The organism is Halorientalis brevis, assembly GCF_023077655.1.
Map to the genome: position 1 here is coordinate 137,548 of NZ_JALLGV010000004.1, position 26,176 is coordinate 163,723.

General features: G+C 55.0%; 20 protein-coding genes. 13 read left to right on the forward strand and 7 right to left on the reverse strand.

Features of this window, described 5'->3' with window-relative positions:
• The first annotated feature begins 54 nt into the window (after positions 1-54).
• Positions 55-267 carry a DUF7331 family protein gene (locus MU553_RS08905; RefSeq protein ID WP_247377876.1) on the forward strand — a complete coding sequence of 71 codons (213 nt, stop codon included), beginning with the start codon at positions 55-57 and terminating at the stop codon, positions 265-267.
• Positions 268-273: 6 nt separating this feature from the next.
• Here the strand turns inward: MU553_RS08905 and MU553_RS08910 are convergent, their stop codons facing one another.
• Positions 274-1,215, reverse strand: coding sequence for an ArsA family ATPase (locus MU553_RS08910; protein ID WP_247377878.1), 942 nt, complete (start codon positions 1,213-1,215; stop codon positions 274-276).
• Positions 1,216-1,325: 110 nt separating this feature from the next.
• Here MU553_RS08910 and MU553_RS08915 point away from each other — a divergent pair, with 110 nt between their 5' ends.
• Positions 1,326-1,679 carry a hypothetical protein gene (locus MU553_RS08915; protein WP_247377880.1) on the forward strand — a complete coding sequence of 118 codons (354 nt, stop codon included), beginning with the start codon at positions 1,326-1,328 and terminating at the stop codon, positions 1,677-1,679.
• Positions 1,680-1,754: 75 nt separating this feature from the next.
• On the opposite strand, the gene MU553_RS08920 is transcribed toward MU553_RS08915, so the two are convergent.
• The gene (locus MU553_RS08920) at positions 1,755-1,997 is read right to left on the reverse strand and encodes a DUF7120 family protein (protein WP_247377883.1); all 243 of its coding nucleotides are present in this window, start codon (positions 1,995-1,997) and stop codon (positions 1,755-1,757) included.
• A 131-nt stretch (positions 1,998-2,128) separates the two neighbouring features.
• On the opposite strand from MU553_RS08920, the gene MU553_RS08925 reads away from it, so the two are divergent.
• Positions 2,129-3,079, forward strand: coding sequence for a M48 family metallopeptidase (locus MU553_RS08925; RefSeq protein ID WP_247377885.1), 951 nt, complete (start codon positions 2,129-2,131; stop codon positions 3,077-3,079).
• Positions 3,080-3,344: 265 nt separating this feature from the next.
• Here MU553_RS08925 and MU553_RS08930 read toward each other — a convergent pair whose 3' ends face one another.
• The 3 genes from MU553_RS08930 to MU553_RS08940 form a co-directional block, all read right to left on the reverse strand.
• Positions 3,345-4,238 carry a double zinc ribbon domain-containing protein gene (locus MU553_RS08930; protein ID WP_247377887.1) on the reverse strand — a complete coding sequence of 298 codons (894 nt, stop codon included), beginning with the start codon at positions 4,236-4,238 and terminating at the stop codon, positions 3,345-3,347.
• Between the two features lie 268 nt (positions 4,239-4,506).
• Positions 4,507-5,841: a methyl-accepting chemotaxis protein gene (locus tag MU553_RS08935; RefSeq protein WP_247377888.1), complete on the reverse strand. Its 1,335-nt coding sequence runs from the start codon at positions 5,839-5,841 to the stop codon at positions 4,507-4,509.
• Positions 5,842-6,213: 372 nt separating this feature from the next.
• On the reverse strand, positions 6,214-7,287 hold the full coding sequence (locus tag MU553_RS08940; RefSeq protein ID WP_247377892.1) for a tyrosine-type recombinase/integrase: 1,074 nt from the start codon (positions 7,285-7,287) through the stop codon (positions 6,214-6,216).
• Between the two features lie 410 nt (positions 7,288-7,697).
• Between MU553_RS08940 and MU553_RS08945 the strand changes: the two genes are divergently transcribed.
• On the forward strand, positions 7,698-7,913 hold the full coding sequence (locus MU553_RS08945) for a winged-helix domain-containing protein (RefSeq protein ID WP_247377894.1): 216 nt from the start codon (positions 7,698-7,700) through the stop codon (positions 7,911-7,913).
• Positions 7,914-8,140: 227 nt separating this feature from the next.
• Here the strand turns inward: MU553_RS08945 and MU553_RS08950 are convergent, their stop codons facing one another.
• Positions 8,141-9,274 (reverse strand): hypothetical protein, encoded by a 1,134-nt coding sequence (locus MU553_RS08950; RefSeq protein WP_247377897.1) that lies wholly within the window; start codon positions 9,272-9,274, stop codon positions 8,141-8,143.
• 437 nt (positions 9,275-9,711) lie between these two features.
• Between MU553_RS08950 and MU553_RS08955 the strand changes: the two genes are divergently transcribed.
• From MU553_RS08955 to MU553_RS08995, 9 genes are all read left to right on the forward strand, one after another.
• Positions 9,712-9,972, forward strand: a complete 261-nt coding sequence (locus MU553_RS08955; protein ID WP_247377900.1) for a hypothetical protein — start codon at positions 9,712-9,714, stop codon at positions 9,970-9,972.
• 377 nt (positions 9,973-10,349) lie between these two features.
• Entirely contained in the window at positions 10,350-12,281 is a 1,932-nt protein-coding gene (locus MU553_RS08960; RefSeq protein ID WP_247377902.1) for a pentapeptide repeat-containing protein, read from the forward strand.
• Positions 12,282-12,452: 171 nt separating this feature from the next.
• A complete protein-coding gene (locus tag MU553_RS08965; protein ID WP_247377905.1) occupies positions 12,453-12,842 on the forward strand; it encodes a DUF8023 family protein in 390 nt (129 codons plus the stop codon).
• A 31-nt stretch (positions 12,843-12,873) separates the two neighbouring features.
• Positions 12,874-14,331, forward strand: a complete 1,458-nt coding sequence (locus MU553_RS08970; RefSeq protein ID WP_247377907.1) for an Env/VP5 family phage fusion protein — start codon at positions 12,874-12,876, stop codon at positions 14,329-14,331.
• A 22-nt stretch (positions 14,332-14,353) separates the two neighbouring features.
• Positions 14,354-14,938 carry a DUF8063 family protein gene (locus MU553_RS08975; RefSeq protein WP_247377910.1) on the forward strand — a complete coding sequence of 195 codons (585 nt, stop codon included), beginning with the start codon at positions 14,354-14,356 and terminating at the stop codon, positions 14,936-14,938.
• Positions 14,935-15,714: a DUF8125 domain-containing protein gene (locus MU553_RS08980; protein ID WP_247377913.1), complete on the forward strand. Its 780-nt coding sequence runs from the start codon at positions 14,935-14,937 to the stop codon at positions 15,712-15,714. The genes MU553_RS08975 and MU553_RS08980 overlap by 4 nt, the downstream gene beginning before the upstream one ends.
• Positions 15,707-16,828, forward strand: coding sequence for a hypothetical protein (locus tag MU553_RS08985; RefSeq protein WP_247377915.1), 1,122 nt, complete (start codon positions 15,707-15,709; stop codon positions 16,826-16,828). The genes MU553_RS08980 and MU553_RS08985 overlap by 8 nt, the downstream gene beginning before the upstream one ends.
• A 433-nt stretch (positions 16,829-17,261) precedes the next feature.
• Positions 17,262-20,606 (forward strand): Eco57I restriction-modification methylase domain-containing protein, encoded by a 3,345-nt coding sequence (locus tag MU553_RS08990; protein ID WP_247377918.1) that lies wholly within the window; start codon positions 17,262-17,264, stop codon positions 20,604-20,606.
• On the forward strand, positions 20,599-23,958 hold the full coding sequence (locus tag MU553_RS08995) for a helicase-related protein (protein WP_247377921.1): 3,360 nt from the start codon (positions 20,599-20,601) through the stop codon (positions 23,956-23,958). Before MU553_RS08990 ends, MU553_RS08995 begins: the two co-directional genes overlap by 8 nt.
• 238 nt (positions 23,959-24,196) lie before the next feature.
• Here MU553_RS08995 and MU553_RS09000 read toward each other — a convergent pair whose 3' ends face one another.
• Positions 24,197-25,948 carry a DUF7845 domain-containing protein gene (locus MU553_RS09000; protein ID WP_247377924.1) on the reverse strand — a complete coding sequence of 584 codons (1,752 nt, stop codon included), beginning with the start codon at positions 25,946-25,948 and terminating at the stop codon, positions 24,197-24,199.
• Positions 25,949-26,176: the final 228 nt, after the last annotated feature.

A 26,176-nucleotide genomic window follows, 5' to 3' on the forward strand; every position in this document is an offset into this window, starting at 1 on the left:
CCACGGGCGCTCGCAGTGCAGGTTTTCACAGCGTGGGAACGGTCGACGGCGTTGATGTCCCCGACGCCGAAGAGACAGGCGAGCGCCATGAGCGAACGTTCGGACGCGGCACCGACCTGGACCGCATACGAAGTTTCGAACGGTGAGTACGTCGTCTGTGAGCGCGGGAACCCCCACGCGTGGCTCCGCTCCGACGCCGTCGTCCCGCTCCCGGACAGCGAGCACTCGCCGGCGGGCGACGACGAGACGCACGTCCGGGAGTCCTGACGAGTCTCAGTCGGCGAGCCAGTCGGCCACGTCCCCGAGCGCCGCCATTCCGCGGACGTCGGTCTCGCGTTCGGGCAGGACGCTGACCTCGTGGTCCGGAAACCGCTCGCGAGTCTCCGCGATGATCGCCTGCTGTGACTCGTGTCTGGCCTGACAGCGCTGGCAGTCGGGCGCGGGGTCCACGACTACTTTGTTCACGACGAGGCCGTCGACGGGAATCTCGAAGGCGTCGAGTTGCTCGACCAGCCGTTCGGTTTCGGCTAGCGCCATGCGCTCGGGAACGAGGACGACCCGGAACTCGGTTCGGTCGGGGTCGCGAAGGATCGCGGCCACGCGCTCCATCCGTTCCTGGAGGTCGGCGAAGCGGTCCTGTGTCTCTGCCTCTCGGCTGGTCATGTAGTAGGCCGGCCCGAGGACCATGCGCTTGGTCGAGTCGGCGATGCGGCGAACCTGGCTGCGGATCGACATCGCCGTGCGGGCGGTCGCGCCGACCACACTGGGCATATCGAGCAGTCTGAGCGTGTGCCCGGTCGGGGCCGTGTCGAGGACGACGACGTCCCAGCGGTCGCTGGCGGCGTACTCGACGAGCGTGTCGAGGGCCGCGACCTCGTCGCTCCCGGGCGCGAGCCCAGCGGCGAACACGTCTTCGATCTGTTCGTCCTCGACGCGGACGCCGACGTCGGCGAACTCGTCGAACAACGTCGCGAACAGGTCCTCGTACTCGTCCATGCGTGCCTCGGGATCGATCTCGACGGCCCAGAGGTGGTCGGCGAGCCGCGTCGGCTCCGCCCCCACGTCTCGCTCGAACGAGTCCGACAGCGAGTGGGCCGGGTCCGTCGAGACCACGAGCGTCTCCTGGCCGTCGCGGGCGAGACCCACGGCAGTCGCCGCCGCACACGTCGTCTTACCGACCCCGCCTTTGCCACCGTAGAGGAGGTAGCGAGTCACGGCCGGAGTTCCACGGCCAGGTGGAAATGCGTGTGGTGGCCCGGGGGCGGTCCCGGCCCTCGAACTGCGCCACAAGTATTTATCCTTCGAGGGCCGACACGCAGGCGGCGATGTCTCTCTACACGGTCCGGCGCGAGATCGAGTCTGTCGGCACTGCAAACGCGGCGAGTACCGGCGTCGCAAAATCGACGGCGGCCGACGACGTCCGCGAACAACTGACCGAAGCGGGTGCGGACGCGATCGCCGCGCTCGACGTCGAAGCGACGGACGTCTACGAGTTCCCCTCCGGCCCGTTCGATCCGTATCGCGTCCACATCGAGGTGACGCTGTCCGTGACCGTCGAGGCGTCGGACGACGCGACGGCCACCGAAGTTGGCGAGGACCGAATCGCAGAGATTCTGGCAGCGAGCGGCCTCGACGACGTGGAGTACGCCGGTCCGGCCGAGGCCGACGCAGCGGCGTGACTGCGGGCGGCGATCGGGCACTGCGAGGCCCCAGTGTTGCCACTGGCAGGTCCGACTCCGAAGGCCAGGGAGGTCCTAGAGGAAGTCCTCGTCGGGACCGCGACCGGCCGGGTCCTCGGCGGTGTCCCACATGTCGTCGGCGAACTCGTCGGCCATGTCCGTCGCGGGATTGTCTGCGGAAGTGTCACGCGTGTAGGCGTCCAGTCCCGCGGAGAGCAACTCCTCGACGGCCTCCTCTTCAGTGACGAACTCCTCGTCGACGAGCCGTTCGAACTGTGCGTACACGTCCTGTGGAAGCGAGACTTCGACGTTCGGCACGAGGGGAGTTATCCCATCGGACCTTTTCAATCTTGGGGCGAGCGACGTCGGTGCCGCGCCGTCGGGCGCCGACCGACGAGCCCGCTGTGGGGGACGACACGCCTTTGAGCGGCGTCGGCCAATGTCCGCGTATGGGTCGGTTCGGACTGCGCCTGCTGATGGGACTCGTCGGCCTCTCCCTGCTCGCGTTCTACGGCCTGGCTGCCTGGCTCACGTACGCGCTCCTGGCGACGTTCTGGGCCAATCGTCCCCCGCTGGGGACGACCGTCCTCGTCGTCGCGGGGATGACGGTCGTCTTCGGGTATCTGAGCTATCAGTTCGGCACGGCTCGGATCCTGTCGAGTCTGGACGCCGTGGAGATTCCGCGACGCGAAGCGCCGGGGCTCTACGACCGCGTCGACCAGTTGGCGGCGGAGATGGACGTCGACTCCCCGCGGCTCCTGGTCGCCGAGATGTCGTTGCCCAACGCGCTCGCCCTGGGGAGCGCCGGGAACGGCGTCGTCGTGCTCGATCGGGCGTTGTTTCGCTTTCTCACCGACGAGGAGCTGCTGGCGATCCTCGCCCACGAGTTCGCCCACCTGGAGAGCCGCGACAGCCTCGTCCAGACGATGGCCTACAGCGCGATGCGGACGGTCGTGGGGTTCGTCACGTTCGCGTTCCTGCCGCTCTTGCTGTTCGTCACTGGGGTCGCCCGGGCGATGGCCTGGATACGCGGCCGGCCCGCCGAGTGGTCGAAGGGACTGTTCGGGCAGTTCCAGCTGTTCGTCCACAACGGCGTCGCGCTCGTCTTTCTCGTGCTGACGCTACTGATTCGCGCCCACTCGCGCCGTCGCGAGTTCGCTGCCGACGACCGGGCCGCCGAGGTGACCGGCAGACCACTGGCGCTCGCCCGTGCACTCTCGAAGATCGATCGGATCAGCAATCCCGACTGGGGACTGCTCTCCCCGCTGTACACGCGCGGGGACGAGGACAACGGACTGGGGCGTATCTTTTCGACCCACCCCGGGACTGACGACCGCGTGGAGCGGCTGGTCGAACGCGCCAACGCCACCCGCCCCCAGGCCATTCGTCTCCGATACTAGCCCGCGCCGGACGGCCGCCGATCCCGGATCGGCTACCGTTCCGCAACTGCTCGGGTCGGAACGGCCGACACAGTCATGTGTCCTGGGGACAACCCACACAGACATGTGTCTGCCCACCCAGCAACCCTGTAGCGAGGACGGCTGTGACCGGTTCGCGATGCGCGGGACGACGGTGTGTTTCGGGCACGCCTCGATCGAAGAGATCGTCAGCTGAGCCATCGAGGGGCGAGTGGTCCGAGAGGAGCAAGACGCCAGCCCGGCGCGATCAGTTTTTATGTGCCGGAACGACTTCGGTTTCGACGACGGTCAGCACCGTCTCCAACTGCGACTGCCACTCCGTCAGCGTCGCCGCGGTTGCTTCCTGGACGGATTCGAGTTCCCGCTGCTGTTCCGGCGGGAGTTCCGGCAGTTCGTTCCCGCAGGCAGAGCAGTAGTCCTCGTCGAGTTCGTCGACGTCCGTTCGGCACTGGAGACACTCCCAGAACACGGGAAGTTCGCGACTGCACTCACCGCAGAGCTTCGAGTCCTGATCGGCGTCGTAGCCGCATTTCGGACACTTCACCGTCGTCAGGACGTTGATGTAGTCCTGGAAGTAGCCCACGATCTCCAGTTCGTATCGCAGGAGACCCAGAACCTCCTCGGACAGGTGCGCGATCGCGTCGCGCTTCGCCTGGGTGTCGGCCTCGAGATGCAGGTTCGCGAACATTAGCTTGGCCGTGAGAATGTGGTTTTTCGCGTCCCGCGCGTCGATGAGAAAGCTCTCGCTGTTCCTGACGATCTCTCCCTCGTCGACGTCACCGTCGCCGAGCACCTGATTCGCGTATTTCGACACCAGGCTTTCGATCTTGTCCACGTACGCGATCGCCCGTTGGAGGTCCTGCAGTGACTCGATCGGATCGACCATCGAGTCCTCGGCAGCCCCCTCGGCCGAAGCATCGGCCGCCTCGGTGAGTCGTCGCTTACACTGCCGACACACGGTGAGCAGATTCGCAGTATCGTGAGAGCCCCCGGCGTCGAGCGGGACCAGGTGATAGGCCAGCAGTTCGGCGTCGCCCTTTTCACCGCCTTTCCGTTCACAATTCTGGCACGTGTACCCGTCCTGTTCGAACACCTCCCGTCTGCGAGACCGCCAATCTCGCGGATACTCAGTGTTGACCATGAACCCACAGACAGAATTATCGCCTATGATTTTTTCGGCCAAATTATCGTATCTGACTCCTGTACCAGAATATCGGAAAGTTACTTTTGATAACTACCCGAATCAGTTTTGTCGGGTCCGTCACACTCCGAAAGAACCTCAGTAGCAACTCGTGTTCCGCACACTCGAGTTATCATTCAAATCACAATTCCAGGTTCGCTCGGACCGGGCAGGTCACAAAGTGACGTTCTGGGGATAGTAGGACAACGCGTGCCGAGGCGGGCGGGAGTTAGCTGGACTTCGAGTCCAGTTGCGTTTTCACCCGCGACACGCTCGCGTGGATCTCGTCGACCATCGCTGTCTGTTCCTCGTTTGCCGCTGCGACGTCTTCCACCTCGGTTGCGACTGTCTTGGCACGTTCGACAGCCGTGTCGACCATACTGGCGAGTTCCTCTGCGCTGGCGGCCTGCTCGTCCGTCGCGTCGGCGATCTCGTCGATACCGGACGTCGTTTCCTGGATGGCGTCGACGATCGCGACCTGGTTCTCCACGAGCGTCTCGACGTGTCCGACGGCGGACTCGACGTGTGTGTTCGCCGTTTGGACGTTGTCAGTCACGTCGGCGGCGTTGTCCCGCAGTTCCGACACGATCTGCTCGATCTCGTCGACTTCCTGTTTCGACTGCTCTGCGAGCTGTTTGATTTCGTCTGCGACGACGGCGAACCCTTCACCGTCCTGATCGGCCCGGGCCGCCTCGATGTTCGCGTTCAACGCGAGGAGGTTCGTCTGCTCTGCGATCTCGGTGATCACGTCGACGATCTGATCGATTTCGTCGAGTTTGGCGGTGAGGTCCTGCGTGCTCATCCCGACGTTTTCACCCGCTTGGGCCACTTTCTGGGTGATATCGAGGACCGTTTGCCCGGACTCCTGGGACGCCTCGGCTAATCGGCGCGCCTCGTCGCTCGTCGCGCTGACCTCCTCCGCACTCGACGCGATTTCTTCGATCGTCGCGCTGAACGTCGCGATCTCGTCGCTGATCTCGTCGAGATCCTGGGCCTGTTCTCGGCTCACCGAACTTATCTGCTCGGAGCTCGTCGCCACGGTTTCCGACGACGTCTGTAGATCGGCGACTGCAGATTCGACCTCCTCGGCCATCTGCTCCTGCAGTTCCTCGACCATCAACCGCTGTTCGACGAGTTCCGTGACCCGAGACGCGACCTCGAAGGCGCCGACGACTGTGCCGTCATCGGCAGTCAACGGGAACCCCGCCGCCCGGACGTGCCACGTCTCCCCCGTCGTCCCCGTCCCGGTCCTGATCTCGTCTTCCCGAATGGACTCACCCGTTCTGACGACCGTCTCGGCGAGCGTTTCCGTCTCGCCGTCGGTTCCGATGACGTCGTACGCCGGCTTGCCGATCACGTCCTGCTTTTCCCGCCCGATGATGTCCGCCATTCCCTCGTTCCAGTGCGTAATACAACCGCTCTCGTCGACGACGACTACCGGCTCTGGAAACGCTGCAACGACCGTGTCGAACAGTTGCCGCCAGAAGTCACGTTCCCGTCGCAGAGTTGCCTGCTCGTCCGCCCCGTCAGAAAGGACACTCTTCGCGAGTTTTTTCGAACTCATTTTCTGTTTCTTACAGTTTTTCAGAGACACGTAGCTATCTTCAATCTCACGTTCGTATCAGGGCAGACCAGTTCAGCAAACGCGATTCGTCGTGAGACACGTTCTTGTGCTACGGGTTTGGAAAAGCGGTTCTGCCACGTTCGGCAGAGAAAGGACGCTCGGCTCGTCGCGGAGCTGTGACTGAGAGATGAGGCCGTCGTTAGTGAGGATTTGAACCGCGAGGAGTTCGCTACCGCTCGTCCTCTAGGTGCAATCTGTCCAAGGACAGATGTGAACCTCACGAGTTGTTCGGCGCAAAATCAGTGGGTTGGGGCGGGTCGGGATGCTTACGTGGTAGTTGCGGCTTCGTAGGTTGATGTCTTCGCTCATGGGTTACTGATCAGGCAGGTACTTGCGGCGCTGTTCCATCTTCTCGCGTAGGGTCCGCCGGTCGTAGTGGCGGTCAAGAACTTTGTCCGAGACGTTCATCCGATCCTGAACCACGTCGCGCGGCGTATCCTGTAGCAGATAGCGAGTCAACGATCCACTCCGCGCATCGTGTGGTGACCGGGACGACGGGCACTTCGTCGCCATCTTGTACGGTGCTGCCTCGCAGGAGTCGATCTCCCGGTCATGGGGGCACTCTTCACCGTACCAACAGGGCCTTGTAATCGCGTACATCGTGTTCCGAATCGTGGAGACACGCGGCCGGCCCTGTCTCGTCGTCAGAAGCGGATCACGCCCGTAGGAATCCTCGATGTCGTTCCGTGGACCGTTGATGTAGTCGTGGAGAACTTCAGCGACGTACTCGGAAATCCCGTTCCACCGCTCGCCACGTTCCCCGTTCTTCAGTGGGGTATCGGTTTCCGGTCGGTGAACGAAATTCACAGCTGGGCCGTCAACTCTCGGGTGAGTGCCGTCGAGATCTACGTCTTCCAGATCCAATGCACGAATACCACCAGCACGGCAGCCAGTGTGCCACAGCAACAGCAAGATGACGTGCTTCCGGCTGGCGTAGTGATAGCGGTCCAGATAGTGGAGAATACTATCGGCACGGGCCGGGTCGAGCGTGGTGTCGCTTACCTGTTCGTCTTCGCTGACGGTCGGCAGAATAATCTTCGACGGCAAGCTCTCTGGTACTGCATCGACCTTCGAAACGAAACGGAGGAAGACACGAAGCGTGGACAAATGGTTGTAGAGAGTCTGCTGTCCCACCTCGGCGTAATCGTCCATGTAGTGCTGATCATAGTCCTCGAATCCATCACGACGGGCGACGCGGAACGCGTGGAGAGTCCGACCGTCGACGTCGTTCATGTTAGTGATGCCTTCGGCGCGGCACCACCGGACGAACGCTGTTAGCCGATAGCGTTGTGACCGGAACGTCTTCGGCCGAAGTTCCCCTCGTCGAGTATCGAGGTACAAATCCATCGCTGCCTCCGGTTCGAGCGGATCAAGATTGTCGCTCATTCCCGCTCACCGCCACACCCACAGTAGGTGGTAACCGTCTTCGGAAGCTACCTTTGCGAAGTGATTCAGCCCTACCGGGGGCAGGTTCCAGATACCCGTGAGAAGGAATTTCGACAGCGATTCGTGACGCTTTCGTGCGGGATGCTTTTGTCCCGCGGATTTGAAGATAGTCATGCTTCCGTAGCTTGGATACGGGAGCCACGGCGGGCCGATGCTGCAACATCGGGTCCGCTTCTTGCGATCAGACCTGCTTGGTAGAGGTCCGCATGTAGCTTCCGTGAGAGCATACAATTTCCCCAGAGAAGTTAATACTTTTGGGGAAGTTAATAGTGCCAGGGTAAGTATTGATGCATGTCAACTTATACACGCCACCCGCAACTACTTATCCTATGGGCGGCCGAAAACCGACTGTGAGTGATGATAAAATACTAACCATTATCGCTGATGCCACAGATCCGGTACTCTCTGCCCCAGAGATTGCAGATCAACTCACGATTGGCGAGCAGGGAACATATCAACGACTCCAGGATCTCGAAGATCGAGGCTTGGTAGAGAGTAAGAAGATTGGACAGGGGCGAGCGTGGTGGATAACAGACGTAGGAATGGATTTCATTTCAAGCAGTTAATTATTCTTGGGACCTTTTATAGCCGGTTAGTTTTCAAAGAAACCTACGTCATTCTCGTCTAGTCATAGGAAAAAACCAGTTCAACATTCTCAGTTACTCTATCTTGTTACAGAGGTTGAATTGGTTCCACAATCCACTCACAAATTGGCCGTACAATCTCAACTTCTTCTACTATATTTTTCGCAGGGTTCTAAATAAACAGTTGTGTCCACAATACGATGTTGGAATTAATCCTCAGATTTGAGTTTCTCATGGAAATCAATAACAAAGTGCCTATTTCTGAATTTTGAGAATCTACTAACCTGTGCAGAAAAAGTCACAGCCAGGAATAACAATAGCGATGTAAGCAAGTATCTTTGTTCTAGTGTCCAATCAGTCCATCTCATCGTAGGTGTGTATGTTGTTAATATCGCTAATATATTCACTAATGAAAATATGAAAAAAGGCGCCCAAAGCGAGAACGAAATGTTCCTAGAAAAGGTTGTTAGTATATTATATCGACCATATAAAGTCTGCTCACCAAAGAGTTTTGAATACCCTAAGTAACGAACCCAGTTGAAGTCAGGTTTTCCGTTTGGAAGTGATGTCTGATATATGTCTAAATCTACCTTACTTTCTATTTCTTCTTTTATGTTTGACGAGATGGTTGATTCACAATGACCGGCCAGTTCAGTAGATGGATTTGTGATGTTTGTGTTCCCTTTCTTAAACCATTCATCAATATTTTCATCCGGATATTCAGCAGGCAAGAATTTGTAAAGATGCCTAAATTTGAAATGGTCTATGTCGCTGAAAAGTACAGGTTGAAAGGAATCTTCATCGGCATATAGCACTTCTATTATATCATCTTGGCCCTCTTGTTCGGTATTTATTGGAATCACATTCAATATGAGTCCGTGGAGGAGTTTAATCATCGGTAGTTGAAGACTGAACAGCACATAAATGCTGAAAGCCAGTGAAAACAAATACAGTATAAGAGCTTCTGGTGTCGGCGGTTGAGGACTTGGTGATGAAAGGAAGACCTCGGAAATAGACTCAGTGTCGCGTAAAGGTGAGGAAACTAGTAGCAACCCCTGTGACACAAGTAACAATAATGATATTTGTAACATCAGTACTCCGAAAAGAAGCCCGATATTTGTGTGCAATATTTGATTGATCTTACCAGTTATAAAGTGAATTCCTCGTCCAACAATCAACCCAAATATTACAAGTACAATGGCTGCGACGGCTCCAGAGGTCAGACTATCAGGAATATTGTCTAATGATGTATCAGTAGTGACTGGGAACAGCAAAAGCAGAAACATTATTCCAGGCAAAATATCCACTAATATATCATATATTCTAAGTTGCTGTATTGCCATGGTGACAACCCTAAAACCAGATAGTTAATTAATTAACGATAATCAGACTAGCCATATTTTCGATATATGAGACCAGCGTATCATGTGCTTTTTCCCATCTTAATGTAAGTTATCCCGAAAGGTTACTACTCGGTGGATGTCCGGAACCCCCGATGAGTACCAGTAACAAACTGGGAAGAATTGAGTTCTGTGGATGCTCAAAAACCCATATCAGTGCAACAGCCGGCGGTTGCACGTCGATATTTTCCCTCGCCCGGTTTTGCACATACTGACCGGTCACCCCATGTGCAATTTGATCGGTGATCGCTGAGGACCACCGGCGAAATCGCCCTGATCACGCTGGCTACCAGGCCTCTCTTTATATACTATATCCGGTTGAGTTAGTCGAAACAGCTAGGATTCCAGGGAGCATGTGCAAAAACAGGATGCGAATTCACATGAACGAAGGCCGGGAGCGTCGCCTAGAACACCTCGTCGACGCCACTGGTGAACGCACCAAGAGTAAAGCCATCGACACAGCAGCCGAGTACTATATCCAGATGGCTGGGTGTGATGCCGTCCCGACTGGCGCGGTCGAACAGCTGATGCAGTTAGCTGTCGATGAGGGGAGCGTTACACCAGCACAAATTGCGACTATCCTCGATCTCGATGAACTCCCAGTGTGCTACGACCACGAATGGTCAGTCGGGCACAAGTGATGCCTCACGCATTACCACTTACATTTATGAAAATGAACAAAATTGCCATGATATCAGTAACTCCAACAATTCCAAGAGATATGCTTAGACGAGAAATAAGACCAGGTAAATGATACTTTCATTGATGGGTACACCTACGGTAAATTCACACAATCACGCCTTGTCCGGTACATAGTATACGAACCGGTTTTCTCTCTATCCGATTACTGATGTTTGAATCCACATCTTGCTTTACAGATCGAAGTTCAGGTCAGTAGCCCATTGGAAAAACACCCACAATTATTCAGGGATGAACTCAAATGATAGTAATCATATGTATTCTTAGCATATCCTTTGTGTAGAAGACTTAATTGATATGAACACGTCATCTTGGTATAGTGAATAGCTGTAAATTTGAGTTTCATCCAGAATATTGGGAAGGAGCAGCAGATCGCGTTAGACAACCAGAGCCTTGCCCTTACCCAACTTTAGGAGATACTGATTACTGTGCTTTTCATTCTGCGGATGTCGTTAGCATGCTATATTCATCTAGACAGGAATTGCAGAGGGTATATAAAGAGACAATTCGTCAGGTAGGGAGGATAAAGCTGCTCGGTTGTACTGTACTTTATCTTGATTTTCAAGATCTACAAGAGGTTGTTGATCTAGACGAGCCAATCAGTATTGGCTATTCAACATTCAATCACAAAATTGACCTTTCACAGATGAAGTTCGATGATAATGTCAACATATCTGGTTGCAATATACCATCTCTGATCATCCAAAATAGTACACTTTCTGAATATCTTAACCTCTGGGATAGCTCAGTGGCTGTATTCGATTTGAGCAAGACAGAGATCCGTGGTGACTCACATTTCGAGAACACCACGTTTGGTACAGCTACATTCAATAATACAACATTCCACGGCACAGCATCGTTCTGTGAACAAGAACCAGAAGATGCAACAATAAAAGAAGTAAGTGAAGAGATTGGCAAAAGAGGTGCAGAATTCGCCCTGCCTGCAAATTTCCTTGGCACAGAATTTAAAAATCTTGCAATATTTTCTGGTGTGAATTTCAACACTACTGCTATTTTTTCAGATGCAATTTTCCGACTCGGAGGAAGTTTCAAGCGTGTCAAAGCAAAAGTAGGAATGCATTTCGGTTCTGCAAGATTTCTTGGTCGTGTTGACTTCAGTGAGGCATCATTAGGATATACTGGTTTTAATTCAGCACACTTCGAGGATGTTATTAGATTCGAAGATGTGACATTTGGAGGGCAATTCCCGCCATATCTTACAACCTCGATAAGCAATCATATTACTGCTGAAGGGATTCAAAGTTCCATGAATTATGCTTCTGCCTGTCAAAAGGCAATGCGGAACCATTTTTACGCTTTTCTGGCCAGTCAAATGTGGGACCTGTCAGCAAGCTTTGCTGGATCGCGTCCTGATGATTATTTCTATTTTGAAAACGTCTCAGCTACGTCGCCGATAGAGTTCACTCAACTATCATTTGATTATCTGGCTTTGAGCGCGGAAATACACCGTCATCGGAGAGATGCGATTTCCTTAGAAGGAGCGAATATTAACCGTGGAGAATTAATTGTGAAAGATGCTGATAAAACTCGGTATCAATTAAGTCATGCGACTCTTGGCGCGGTTGATTTGGGCTGGCCAAACGGTGAAAGTGCATTTAATAATTTATATATTGCAGACACTCGATTCGATGGATTCGACTTTTCAAACTATCGCAGATCCCTAATAGACTCTGATTGGATTATTGATGGTGTTGCTCTGAAACAGAATGATCAGGAGCCCTTAAAACGAGAAACCACTTACTCAAAAGCAAAAGCGGGAGCCGCTCAGCAAGGAGATACTCACTCAGAATCGAATTTCTTGATAAGAGAGCGACGTTTCCGCAGAGAACGATATATATCGGATATAAAATCAGTAGACAGTTACAAAGACAAACTGAAACTAGGGGTGAATATTATCTCAAATTATCTCTATGATATCTCCTGTGAATATGGTGAAAACCCTCGGCGGATTTTATCATGGTCTATTAGCTCTATATTTATTTTCTCATTTGTCTATTGGCTTACCAAAGAAATCATCATCGAGAAGAAAAATTTAGTTATACAAATAAACACCCAGCAATCTATTGAATATCTGAATTTTAGCCTTCAAGCATTCACTTCATTCTTTCTCCCAGGGAACTTAGCTCCAGAGGCACCGATAATTCATTTCATTAGTTCAATCGAGAGTTTCATAGGTGCATTCCTGACTGCTCTCTTTGTGGCTACTATCGTGCGCACAATTGAGCGCTAATTATCAAATACAGATTGTTAATTTTTACTATATGTTATTATTCATACATGGGTTATTGCATTTAAAACCGTGTAGAACCCGATCTATTCACAGACATGTTTTGTTGCCACCCTCTGTTTTACTCTATTGCTCACTCGGTCGAGATAGCCGCTTTCAGGCGGCAATCGCACTATGCAAGGCAAACTCGACTTACCGGATGCCGTCATCAGCCCGTTTTTTGTGCTGTCGTCGGCCATCGCGATGGGCCTTATCAACTTCGAGCTGATGGGCTTCGATCTCGCCAGTACCGCACTCGAATTTACCTCTGACGGCTACGTCTCGACGGTTACCTACGCCGGGATTATCAGCCTGCTCGCGCTGTTGATCGCCTACGCCACGAATCGCCGGGACTTCTCCGGCATGGGCTTCGTTGAACTGTGGGTGGTCGTCGCCACGGTCGGCCTGGTGATTGCCCCGCCGTTCGTCCCAGTCTTGAGCGGCCTGCTCAGTAACAAGTTCGCCGGCCTCATCGCCGTCGTCATCCAGGCTGGCGGCTACTACAGCCTCTCCTACGTGGGGTAACATGACGGGACGATCCAATCGCAAGAGCGCTATGCGAGCGACACTCCGGCGCGGGCTCTCCGTTACGCTCGCGCTGCTGGTGCTGTCGTCGGCTGGCATGAGCCCGGTCGGGACCGCCGCAGCTTCCCACAACTGCGGCGCGATAGACCTCACCGCTGGCCTCGCAATCACCGCAGGTGGTGAAACGGCCGAGGCCTTCGGACTGGGCACCAACGAGGACTTTGATGGCGACATGCTGCCGGGATGCGACCTGCTGCATGGATCAACCGATACAGGCGCACTCAACGGCACCGACAAAGAGCAGGCCCGCACTGAACTCAAGATCGCCGCGGCCACGGCTGCCCAGCACGCTCGCGACGAACTGAAGTGGTGGCACAACGGCCTCCAGGGCCTCCCCCAGCAGGCTCGCAACGACGCGCTCGCTGCCTACGGCCGCGCGCTCGATAACGGTACCTCACAAGCAGCAGCCCAGATACAAGCCAACGAGTCTGTCAACGAGTTCTACAGCGTCCGCGTGACCAACCTCGTCGCTGACTGGAACAAACTCGTCGTCGCTTGGGACGATTACCAGCACACGGAAGAAACCGAAGGTCTAGACGGGTTCTTTGTCGGCCGACTCCGGACAGATGGAGAGCAGCGGAACGATGCCTCGATTGAGGCGACGGATTCCGTCTCCCTCTCGAACGGGAGTACTGCCGATGCCTACCGGATCAACCAGTACGGGCTCGTCTCTGAAACCGGCAGCACGGTTCTGATGGTGAATCAGACCGTCACTACTCCGAACTCCACGGCATGGAATCAAGTGCTTCAAAAGATGCGCACCCAGCGCGAGCAGACGAAAGCAGAGGTGAAAACCTGGATCGATCAGACCTACGCGGAAGTCCAAGCCGGCGATATCACGTGGTCGCAGGCAGTCGGAGCTTCGACCATCGCCCGCAACTTCGCGGCAGAAGGCAACTTCCAGGCCTGGGCCGCAGTCCGCCTCGCGAACACGCGGAACGTGAGTACGCCGGAGAACCTCTCTACGGTCGGTTACTATTCGGTGACTCACGGGCACCACACCTGGAAAGGAATGCTCGCGAGCGGGACAAATCCCCCCAGCGGCGCATTCGAGAGCGGCCAGACATACGACGGGAGCGAACTTCCGGGGCCGCAGTACCTCATCTCTGATTCCGGAGTGATCGACCTCGACGGCCCGTTTACCATCGAGAACATCACCAACGCAGACGGCGAGATGGTCGAGCGGACTGTTATCAGAGAAGTGCGCTATGAGACTGCCAACGTCTCGAATCTCAAGAGCATCATCGAGACCAACCAACTCCTCCGGGCCGAGCTTGAAGCCCGCGAACAACGGTTGCTCAATCGCTCGACCGGCGGTGGTGGCGGCGGCCTGCTGGCTGACGTGTCTCTCCCCTACGGCGGGGTCGGGGTCGCGGCCGCTGGCGCGCTCCTGCTGGTACTCCTGCTGGTGCTGATGCCACGGAGATAACCGACTACCCGTTTTTCAGACCATGACACTCAAACTATCCAGAGAACACGCACAACTCGCCGCGCTGCTGTCCCTGCTGGCCGTGCTGTTGATCGGAGTCTCACTTCTGTCCGGGACCGCAGCCGCTCAGGAGACGACAGCAACACCGCAGAACACAACCCAGCCAGTCGGTGGCGAACGAATACACGGCGACTTGCTGCTCGTCGAGAAGACGTATCGAGACAACGGCGGCCAGAACGGGACGCTCGTGCTGACGTTCAAAGCCGACAGGCCAACGGCGGTCACGTTGATCGACGCCGGCGCGTTCATGAGCGGGGGCGAACTCCCCACCCGTACTGCCGTAGTTGACGGCCGCACCACCATGACGATGCCTGTTACACAGGTTGGCAGCATGGTCGGTATCACAATCGTCTCCGATGGTGTCCGCTACGCCGTTCCCTACCGAACAAGCGAGAGTGCAGATTCCCACCTCTTCACCGGCAAGCCAACCTGGCAGGACACGCGAATAGCGGGCCTGAGCGGCTTCATCGGTGGCTTGGTGATTATCTCATTCGTCGCCTGGTACCGCGTTCACAGTGATAGGGGCTCCGTGGAGCGTGTCCTATGAACCGCCGAAAAGCAGCCGTCGAACTACTGAAAGCCTATCGCCACTGGATCGGCCTGGCTGTCGTCGTCACGCTCGGCCTGTTGTGGTACTTCGGACTGCCCGATCTCCCGCCCATCCCGCGCGGCCCGCGTCTGTTCGCCATGGGCGCGCTCGCGGCAATCGCGGGCGGGTACGCCCCTGCGATGAAGATCGTCGATTATCTCTACTCGCCAGATGCGACGTTTCTCGTCGATATCGACAGTCGAGACAATGGGTTCGCACTCTATCGTCTCTCGCCGGAGAAGTGGGAACATCTGACCGTCGAGAAGGGTGAACTCTACCGTCTCAAGACCAAGGCCAACGCCTACGCCTGTCGCCAATACTGGCCCGACTACGACGTCTGCATTGGCACCTGGCGCGGATCGTCGACCGATCTAGAGCTGTTGCAGGAACGCGAGCGGATCGACGAAATTCGGCGGACGCTCGAACAGCACGCCCAGGAAGGACTGACGATCCGCACGCGAATGGGCAGCATCGTTCGGACAGCCGTCCAAAACATCGTGAATGACCTCGTGGGACAGTACGAAACCACCGCGATCCATCGAGGCGAACACATCGAGACTGCGGTTACTGACGCAATGGACGACTACGATATCCAAGAGCGGGAAGAACGCGAGCGGAACGAACAGCAGAAACAGGAACACCAGACCGAGGAAACCGACCCAATCTCCGACGACGGACTAACCGATCAGACTGATCGGCAGGCTGTCGCGGATGGAGGCCAGGCCGATGACTGACCGCAAAGCCAGCGAACAGGTCACCTACGCAGCCGCACAGCTGCGCAAGCACGTCAGCGAGGGCGCGATTAATGAGGCGCATGCCCACGCGGGCATGGTCCCGAACCCGGACGCCCGCGAACTGTTGAACTCCCTGGCGACCGCCTTCGATCCGGCAGCACACTCTGGCCTGGATTCCGTCGAAGATTCGGAACTATATCAGACGATCCTTCGGAACAAAGCTACAGACGCGCTCACGGATGCCGTGGAAGCCGGCAACGTCTCGCAGATGCAGTACGCTGTGGGCATGGTTAATCACGATAAAGACGCCGAGAGCCGGTCGTATCGCGCCTGGTTGCACTCGACCTTGATATCCGAAGCCACCTGTCTGTTCGTGACTGGCGGTATGGGTGCCGGGAAAACTGACTGGGCACTCGGTGCGGCCGACGAGTGGCACATGGTCACTCGTGGGCGGATCGTCACTAACGTCGAGAGTGCAGCCGACCGGAACCCGCACGTCGAAGCAGTATCAAGTTTCGCGGAACTGGAAACACTATTCAAGGAGTCCACAGACGACTTTTTCGCGCTGGTGGATGAAACCGGCCAAGGACTCACTGGCGTCGGTGGTGACCAACAGAAAGCCCAGGCGCTCGCGCGCCTGTTGAAACTCGTGCGCAAGGGTGACGCGCCCGCAGGCACGAAGCGCGCGGTGTGTTTCGTCGGGCAGACAATTACTGACCTCTCGCGAGATCTCCGGCGGTTGGTTGCTCAAACTGGTGCGTTCGTTCACAAGGCTTCGAAGAAACGGCTGGAAGTCTACGGCCAGGAACTCGTTGGGAACACCGAAATTCAGGACACCAAGCCCAACACCGTCTATACTGGCATCAAGAAGACGAGACTCAGTTTTAGTACAACTGAAGATCCTTCGTTCGACATGAGCGGGGCGCTCGATGACGGGCAAGATGGTGACGCTGAGACAGCGCGGAAAGATGAAAAATGTCGGCAAGCTCAACGATTACGCGAAAAGGGCATGAGTGGCACAGAGATTGCCGATATCGTGGGAATGAGCAAAACGTGGGTGTACGAACACACCACGGAATCCGCGGAATGGGGCGTGGAATCGACCAACGAATAAATCACTAGCGGGCAAGTGGTTACAGCCGATTCCGTTTCCGGCAGGCGAGTATACTTCTATAATATATGCGCGTATAATATGGTTTTCAGAACTAGTGTATCAATTCCCAAATTGAAAAATACGTCACTCTGATGTACCCTCTCTAATGACGCGATATTGTAAAGACCGGCTTACGTAGGAAAGAGAGGATCGTTTGTTCAGAGCCGAGAGACGGTATCGCTTCTTGATTCCATGCCGTACGAGATTCAATGCAAAGTGAGATTTTGTATCTCACCCCCGGCTTGAATTCATGGGATAGATAACAACCACAGCAGGGGGCGAAGTTTGACATAGGGGAGGGCAGGCAGTCCCCGTCAGACGCATGAATCATTATCAGCCACGGGATTCCTGCCAAGGGTATTTTAAGAGTGGTGGGCCAACGCACAACCGAAATATGTCTGTTCGGACACCCATCGATGGGCTCGCTTCCGCTGAGGACGGCGGCGACATACTCGACTATTTACTCGGTTCTGAGGGATTAGGGTATGGCTCCTTTGTCGACGTGCCAGACGGAATTCTTCGAGGGCGCGGTCAGAACGACTGGTACGAAGTCCATCTCGTGGACGAGGACGGAGATGGAATTATCCGGTATATCGAACTTGAGGCCTCCGGTGACAGTGCATCGTTCAGCGACCTAAAACAGCACCTCAAGCGCCATGGAAGTCCGATAAATGAACTCTTCACAGTTATCGCATATAGGGACGCCGACGAAGGTCCCCTGACAAGCCCATTGAATGACGACCTGACATTCCTTCGTTTAGAACAGCAGTTCTCTTCAGAAGACGTGGAAGTGACGTTCGACTTCAATTATTTCACGGTCAAACAATTCGGGGTCGAACCAGCGTATTTGGACTATCTCAACGACCTCACTGTGGACTCCGGACAGGGACGAACGAGTCTTGAAGGCGATGTCGAGGATGTCTTCTCCATCCGGGAGGTAACACGAAGCTTCTACCAGGACTTCGGAGAGATATTCCGGGAAGATCTTCAGGACGCTATTCATGGGCTGGAAGACCCAGAAGAGAACCTCAACGCTTACACGCGAACCGTTGTCAACCGAGTGCTGTTCCTGCTGTTCATTGAGGAGAAGGGATGGCTCGATGGGGACGTAGACTACGTCGAGAACAGATACGAGGATGTCGCCGACGAGGACGACAAGCACGTCTACGACGACTTCTTCGAGCCGCTGTTCTTCGATGCACTCTCGGAAGAGGGGACGACAGAGTTGGACAACCTCGGCCGGATCCCCTTCCTCAACGGTGGTTTGTTCGAGCGAAAGGATATTGAGGAGGATGTCAAGATTGACGAGGCGTTCTTCGATACGCTTCTCAGCCCGGAGAAAGACGACGGTGGTGAGCCAAAAGGATTCCTCCGTCGGTACAAGATCTCGCTCCGCGAGTCGAACCCAAGCGAGCAAGAGCTAGTCGTCGACCCGGAGTTCATCGGGCGTATCTTTGAGATGTTCATGCAGGAGGACGAGCGCTCGGAGGTAGGCGCGTTCTACACTCCGAAGCCCATTACTGCCTACATGACAAAGAATGCCCTCAAGCAGCATCTGCTGGGGGAGACAGACATCACTCACGAAGAAGCGGTATCACTCGTTAGCGACCATACTGCCCCTGAATCTCTCTCTGATGATCAGATCGAGGATATCAATGACGCGCTTCGTTCTGCGACGGTACTAGACCCAGCAGTAGGCAGTGGCGCGTTCATAATCGCTATGCTGGAGGAATTAGTTGCGGTATCAGAGACACTCGATGGGAGTCGCGGGGATGACCGCAGTAGGTTCCAGCTCAAAGAGGACTTTATTGCTGACACGCTCTACGGCGTCGACATTGATGCTGGCGGCATTGAACTGTGTAAGTTCCGCGTTTGGCTCCACTTGATGCAGGATCTTGATGTTGATCACGAGGAGTTCCTTGATGCAAACGACGAGTTCGCACTTCCTAACCTCGGGTTCAAGTTCTTTGTTGGGAACAGTCTTGTCGGTGAACATGACCCGACTAACGTTGAAGCCCAACAGGAAACACTGACCGGGGGGCTCGACGAAACGCTTGAACAAATCCACGAAGTTCGAACGAAGTATCAGACTGCCCACGGCGACAAAAAAGACCGTCTTACTGAACGTCTTGGCGAACTTACGTCCGATTTGGAGACCCAGTTAGCCGTAGAAAAGGGCAACTGGATGACTCCCGTTGCCGAAGCTGCGAAAGAAACTTTCGCTTGGACTACAAACATTCCGGAGGTAATCTTGGAAGGTGGGTTTGACATCGTTATTGGTAACCCGCCATACGAGGGGCAGTCTCAGCAGGACTACATCGGAGAACTGGCCCGATTCTACGACGAGGAGTACGACTTCTATAAGACCATTCCCCGGATGCGACATGACCTCTACCAGAAATTCATTATCCGGGGCTGGGAGCTGACACGAGAGGGGGGCGTGCTGTCCTATATTACGAGCAATACGTTCTACACCATCGGCTCCAAGCAGACGACTCGACAATTGCTCCAGCAGAACAAGTTACTCGACTTACTACGAGCAAACCCCGACACATTCGATGCGACGGTCGAGCCCGCTATTTTCGCACTGCGGAAACAGAACCCGGACCCATCATGTAAGTTTAATTATATAGATGCATCGGAAACAGAGATCCAAGAGTATCGCTCGTTTGTTCAGGAATTAGATAGTTCAAAGTCAGGCACGGAACGGGTTGAACCGCTTGACTTGCTTGACTCATCCCGCGGATACCGCGTCCGCCTCCAAGTCTACAAAGATACGCTGCGGGGCGCGTTTTTCGAGCCGACGGAGATGAACCTGAGGCTCCATGACCAATTCATGTCCCGGATCAAGGGACTCGCTGAGGAGTGGGAAGCCGAGCTACAGGATGTAACGACATTAAAAAATAATGTGGAAAAAATAAATAGAAACCACATATCAGAATTGGATGCGGGTGACGTGTCTATAATCGGACTACTAACTCTCGGTGGACAAGGGCTAACAACTGATAAAAATGCTAAGTATATGGCATTTTTAGAAGGAACAGAGGAAGCCAATGAGTTAGCTAATCGAAACCCAGATTTCGATCTGAACGAGCGGAATGAAAACGCATATAAATACCTCGACAGGGTCATCAGCGAAGACCGAGTTGCGGATTCTAGTAATCTCACTTCCGATGAACAATTAAATGGAATCGATAGCTCGGAGAAAGCTACGTGGGTTCCAATCGAAAAAGGGTTCCGCCAGTCAGATCTGTACTACAAATCTAAGGTCGAATACATAAACTGGTCAGAAGAGTCATTACAGGAGATTCAAAGTCACAGGAACGGAATTCTGAAAAATATCGACTACTACTTTGAGCCCGGTGTCTTCATTTCTAGAGGTGGATTTGCAAACCTCCGGGCGCGATACACGGATAATCGGGCTATAGACGCTACTGGAAGTATATTGGCACCAACTGACCCACAAAAGCTATCGGTAAAGTACCTCACTGGGATCCTCAACTCGGAAGTACCTATTCACATCACCGAAAATTTCATCAATTCAACCGGAATGGAGACTGCCGACCTCCGGCTGATTCCCATTCCGATTCCGACCGAAGAACAGCGGGAGAGCGTCGAAACACTGGTAGAAGAAGCGATCGAATCTCAGCGAGGGAACCGGTCAGAGTCTCTTGAATCGATTCAGGAAGAGGTTGAAGAGATTGTAGAGCAAATTTATCAGGTGGACTTGGATGAGTAATCCAAACTGGACCGACTACTCCGATGTCCTCGACAACCGAGAATACGATGTCGCCGACCGGGCGAACGCTCTCGCTCCAGAAGCGGAAACCGTCCGTATCGCTGTCGGCTACTTCTACCTCGGCGGGTTTGATCTTCTAAAAGAGAATCTCCGGGGAGCCGAGCGCGTTGAGATCCTCATAGGGACGGACACTAACCAGCGTACTATTGACGAGATAGAACGCGGCTTTGCTGACGATCTGGAGGAGTATGACCGCGACGAAGCCCAGGAGGGTATCAACCGGCTCTACGAACTCATTCAGGAGGACAAGGTCGACGTAAGGGTCTACGACGATAGCCGCTTCCACCCGAAGCTTTACCTCTTCGAACACCCCGCTGGATCTCCGGACCTTGGGCGGGCGATCATCGGTTCCTCGAACCTTTCGGCCAGCGGTCTTCGCGGGAACGTCGAACTCAACGTCGAAAAGAAGGACAACAATACCATCAGGTATCTCGGCGAGTGGTTTGAGGAGATCTGGGCCGAGGCCAGTGAGTTCGACAAAGAGCTGATGTCCGCCGAGATCGAGGACTCACAGTTTGGCGATGATCTCCCTGAAATCGACAGTAGAAAAGAAACGTCGGTTGCTGAGGTCGAAACAATCTCCCCGTACGAGGCGACCAAGCGCTTCATCGTCGAACAGTTCGACCGCGACGTTCGCGAGGGAACCCTGCTTGAGGACATCTCTGGGGACTATGAAGAGCAGTTGACGGCCTTCCAGCAGGATGCATTCCGTGCTGCCCGTCGTCCATTGGAGAAGTACAACGGAGTCATTTTGGCGGACAGTGTTGGGCTCGGTAAGTCGTACATCGGAGCTCCACTCGTACAAGACTACACGACATCACCCGACGAGGTCCTGATCATCGCACCGAAACGGCTCAAGCGGATGTGGATGCGAGACCTGCTTGATCCCGAGATCGGGGAGTTCCCGACGACAGCGGAAAAAACGTTCATGAGCTTCAATAAGCTCTCACGTCTCTCCGAGAAGGAGATTCAGCGACTCCGTGGCGTCGACATGGTCCTCATAGACGAGGCCCACAATCTTCGGAACACAGGAACACAACGATACGCTAAGCTCCAGTCAATCGGCCGTCAGGGCAAGAAATTCGTGATGCTCACCGCGACTCCAATTCACAACTCTGTCAGGGATGTCGACAACCTCATCAAGGTCTTCGCCGACGACGATGACTTCGACATCGAACTGCAGAACCTCTCACCTAGTGAGATTTTCAAACAGTATGATCGCCTCTCAAGTGAGGAAGAAAGGACCGTACGGGAGGAAAATCGCCTCTCAGACTATGAGGAACTCATTGAGTCCATCATGCGCGAGGTTGTAATTTCTCGGGACCGAAAGTACATTCTCGACAACTATGACGACATCACGATAGGAGGTCGTTCGATTAGTGTCCCAGAACGAAAGCCTCGTCTGGTTACTCCGGACGATCCTCGCCTCGACGAACTCTACAGCGAAATCGTCGATATCGTGGTTGGAACGGATGACTCGAAGGACTCCGGACTAAACATCCCATACGTCAGTGCGGACCGGTATGACGCCGATGGCGACCAGGAAGAGGAGCTGATAATCGAGTACCAGAATGCGAGTGTCCTGATGCTCATTAATCTCCTCAAACGTCTTGAGAGTAGTCTGGCTGCCTTCGAGAGTTCCGTCGAGCGACTCATGAAGCGAGAGCGAATCACTCGGAGTATTGCGACGGGTGACTTGGAAGACGCGGAGGCTCGGAGTAGTGCCGTCGAACAAATTAGCGACACATTCGATGACGGCTTTGCGAAGGATGTGGACTTCGATGAGGTTGCCGATGCGATTACCCGAGTTAGTCCGTCCAAGAGAGAAGAGATCGTTCAGGATATTGACGAGGACCTCAAAGAGCTAGAACGCATCAAGCAGAAAGCACAGGATGCACTCCAAACCGAGGAAGGCGGTAAGACGAAAGACGCGAAGGCTGAGCGACTGAAAGCGCTTATCAACCGGGAACTTCCTGACGAGAAGGTTATAATATTTAGCCAGTATGTTCCTACGATTACTCACCTGTTCGAACAGTTAACTCAGGAAGACCCAGCTACGACGGACACAGGTAAGCTCGGGCGAGAGCCAGAGAATCCGACCGTTGGGTTCGTCCACGGAGGAGGTGGGTTCGACGAGCGTATCGTGGAGCGGTTCGCACCGGAGGCACAGAACGCAGACGTCGGCCCTGCAGAGGAGATAGACATCCTGTTAGCTACGGATGTGCTGGGGGTTGGACAGAACCTACAGGACGCTCGGGCCTTAGTGAACTACGACCTCCATTGGAACCCAATGAAGATGGAACAGCGCATTGGGCGGATCGATCGAATCACAACGAGGCACGATGAACTCTGGATATACAACTTCGCCCCGACTGGTGACCTCCGAAAGCAGTTGGGTCTTATCGAGCGGATCGAAGATAAGATCGAAGACATCTCGAACACATTCGGTCACGCTGCGCCGATTCTAGACAGCGCCGAAGAGCAGGTCCATAAGACGCTTATGACGTACGAGCGCTTGGAAGAGGGCGGTGGGGAGTTCGGAGACGAGCGGTTAGAAGGAATTGGGTCAAAGTACGACGACCTCCGGAACTCAGTGAAAGCATTCTGCGAGGAGCACGATGTGGGTATCGACGAGTTGCAGGAGATGCGCGACACTGTTGCAGGCCGAACCGAGCCACAGCATTTCGTTGCACCGAACGACGACGACGAATACGTTACCCTCACTCACTTAGAACATAGTAGCGGTCGCTCCGAATGGAGGACGACCATTTTCGACCCCGAGCGGCTACAGAGCACTACTATCGGCGGTCAGACAATGTTTACACGGTTCCCTCGCCTCGAAACCGACGAGGTCCGAATCTTCGAGTCGTTCTCTTCGTCCGATAACACTCGGCACACCCTTCCCAAAGAAGACTACGAACGTTTGGAGTCCTTCACTAGCGAATTGGAGACACCTAGTACATGGCAGGATGAAATTCTCAGCCGCCAATCAGGCGATAGCGACGTATTAACCGATATTAAGCAATTATGCAGACAATTGGCAGACAGTGACGAAGAGATTAATGAAGAGGCAAAGACTATCGTCAATTTGCTTGAGAGCCAGGAGATGAGTGACTGGGCGGAGAACCAACTTAGAACGATCCACCGGCGTCGACGTCGGTACGGGACCAACGGTACTATTCGAAGAATTCACCACAAGCTCACGCAGGAAATCGAATTAGTCAACCCGGAGACGGTTACGGATGCCGACGTGGCATTAGCAGGTCAACTTGACGCCACGTTCGACAAGTAGATAATGAAAAAATTTTCGCGCGCTTTGCAGCGGTGCGGTGTATTTTGATGAGGTGGCCTTAGCCACACTTCTAAGAGGGAACCGGACACGGTTTGTACGGTTCCTCCTTGGGCAAACGGGGTGACCGCCGATCACTACCGAAGCAGATCTAACCACAAACCACAGTCCAACCATAGAATAGGCCGAATATGCCGGGAAAAGAGGGTATGAGACAGTGATGCCTCTCGCCAGTCGTATGTTACCCGGTTGGCTCAGCGGTCATCCAACTGTCCCAGTCGAAGCCCTCGCGCACCTTGTCGTTGTGCTCTCGGTGACGCTGTTGAACTTCGACGGACGTGGTCCCGTTGATCCCCCGGAAGGTCGCGAGATCCCGGAACCGCTCTTTGCTGCCGTCCTGATAGGTAACGACGACGTGGACGCCAAACAGATTGTTCTCGACGTGTTCGCTGTAGCGTGATTTCACGCGGTCCAGTAGCTCTCTAGCTTCGTCGCGATCTGCTGGCTGGTAGCCAATGGTCAAAAGCTTCCGGCAGTCTGCGGGCTCCGTGTCGATGGAGATCGCGTACTCACGGCGCAGACGCGTCCACGAGTTCTGCGGTCGTTCCTCGGCTTCGTCGGCGAGATCCATCACGGCGCTGCCGATAGCCTGCTCGAAGTTCCCACCGGCTGCACGCACCCGTTTCAGCAGTTTCTGCTGCACGTGCTTACTCACAATTTCGAGTTCGCCGTAGGAATGCTCAATGAGTCCTTCCAACCGGTCGATCACTCTACGGATCGTCCGGTAGGTGTAGCCCGTTCGAGTGGCTGCCTCCTGGGGCGAGATTTTCCCACCGTCAGCTAGCAGTAACTCGGTCACGTCACGGTCGCTCTGCGTCATTTCACCCCAGAGTTTCATCACGCGATGTTCTTGGTCGTCTTCGATCTTCGGCAGGGGACAAGCCACGAGCTTCCGAGCTTTGTTCGTGTTTTCGACTGTCCAGTACGGATCAAATTTGACGAAGGCACTGCCGTCGGCGGTGGTAGCGATACCACACCATTCCAGGCAATTCAGAATCGTCTCTTCCAGTTCACGACGCGCGTCGGCGAGATCGTCCCATCGAACAGTTTCCTCGGTTCGTGCCGTCTGATAAGACACCTCGAATTTCGGGTGGTATGGAGCGTCGTCGGGGTCGTACACTTCCGGATGTTCCGGGTAGTAGTGTTTCAGCTCCTTGCCCAGCTTATGCCCGCGAATCAACTCGCTAGCTTTCTCGTCTTCGACGGTAGCGGTGACGTAGTAGCCGGGAAGTTTGGTGTTGTCTTCAACGTGCTTTCTGTAGCCGCTTCGATCTCCCTGGATCAGCGTGTGACACCGCGCAATTGGTCCGTCCGGCGCGAACAGGGGGCCACTCTGAGAGCGATACAGGCGCACGTAGTAGGCCAGGTCGTTGATGTGGCTGTCGGGGTGCGGTTGGTCGAAATACCGCCCAGCAATCCCGTAGGCGTCCATGACGCGCTTGACGAGCGTCAAGTATGATTCGTGCGGAATGTTCGACGCCTGTACCTGCACGTCCAGATACGGCCCGCCGTAGTCCGGCACTGACACGGGTTTCCCGTTTGACGTGAGATTCGGCCAGCGCGGCCGCACGGTGATAGTCCCGCCCTCGACGCGCTGATCCTGATCGGCAGGTCGGCCGGAATAGTGCGGGGAGTCCTTCGCAACGAAATAGAAGTGGAACTCACGCACCTCCTCGATCTGGAACGACTGGTGACTCCAGGGATCGAGACCACTCTTCGAGTAATCGAAGACCGTCGCCCACTGCTTTCCTCGGAACTGGACCTCTCGGCTGGGCTTCCCGTGGCTCTTCCACTTGTCACCCCACTCTTTCATCAGCCCGTGCATCGCGTAGTACGGTGCCAGGCCATGATCTATGACGGCGGGATCGGGATGAACGCCGAAGGTAAAGCGCACGTCGCCCTCGTGGGGCGCGCACTTGAGATACCGCGACATCAGCGCCTCCGCTCGTCCAGCCGAGGGATGTGGACGGACTGCTGTGAAACCGGATCGAAGACGGGCATCTACTCCTCGGCTTCCAATGCTTCGACGGCTGCGCGCACGTCGGCGTCAGTTGCTTCATCCCGAATCAGTCGTGACGCCCGGACAAACTCGACAGGCCACGGAACGCTTTCAGACTCGTCAAGACTCTGGCGAACTTGTCCGTGCAGACGGCTCACCGTT

Coding starts and splice junctions, on each gene's coding strand:
- MU553_RS08995 (WP_247377921.1), top strand. CDS start 20,599: ATGAGTAATCCAAACTGGACCGACTACTCCGATGTCCTCGACAACCGA.
- MU553_RS08930 (WP_247377887.1), bottom strand. CDS start 4,238: ATGGTCAACACTGAGTATCCGCGAGATTGGCGGTCTCGCAGACGGGAG.
- MU553_RS08970 (WP_247377907.1), top strand. CDS start 12,874: ATGCGAGCGACACTCCGGCGCGGGCTCTCCGTTACGCTCGCGCTGCTG.
- MU553_RS09000 (WP_247377924.1), bottom strand. CDS start 25,948: ATGTCGCGGTATCTCAAGTGCGCGCCCCACGAGGGCGACGTGCGCTTT.
- MU553_RS08940 (WP_247377892.1), bottom strand. CDS start 7,287: ATGAGCGACAATCTTGATCCGCTCGAACCGGAGGCAGCGATGGATTTG.
- MU553_RS08980 (WP_247377913.1), top strand. CDS start 14,935: ATGAACCGCCGAAAAGCAGCCGTCGAACTACTGAAAGCCTATCGCCAC.
- MU553_RS08935 (WP_247377888.1), bottom strand. CDS start 5,841: ATGAGTTCGAAAAAACTCGCGAAGAGTGTCCTTTCTGACGGGGCGGAC.
- MU553_RS08955 (WP_247377900.1), top strand. CDS start 9,712: ATGAACGAAGGCCGGGAGCGTCGCCTAGAACACCTCGTCGACGCCACT.
- MU553_RS08985 (WP_247377915.1), top strand. CDS start 15,707: ATGACTGACCGCAAAGCCAGCGAACAGGTCACCTACGCAGCCGCACAG.
- MU553_RS08950 (WP_247377897.1), bottom strand. CDS start 9,274: ATGGCAATACAGCAACTTAGAATATATGATATATTAGTGGATATTTTG.
- MU553_RS08925 (WP_247377885.1), top strand. CDS start 2,129: ATGGGTCGGTTCGGACTGCGCCTGCTGATGGGACTCGTCGGCCTCTCC.
- MU553_RS08915 (WP_247377880.1), top strand. CDS start 1,326: ATGTCTCTCTACACGGTCCGGCGCGAGATCGAGTCTGTCGGCACTGCA.
- MU553_RS08965 (WP_247377905.1), top strand. CDS start 12,453: ATGCAAGGCAAACTCGACTTACCGGATGCCGTCATCAGCCCGTTTTTT.
- MU553_RS08905 (WP_247377876.1), top strand. CDS start 55: ATGTCCCCGACGCCGAAGAGACAGGCGAGCGCCATGAGCGAACGTTCG.
- MU553_RS08975 (WP_247377910.1), top strand. CDS start 14,354: ATGACACTCAAACTATCCAGAGAACACGCACAACTCGCCGCGCTGCTG.
- MU553_RS08990 (WP_247377918.1), top strand. CDS start 17,262: ATGTCTGTTCGGACACCCATCGATGGGCTCGCTTCCGCTGAGGACGGC.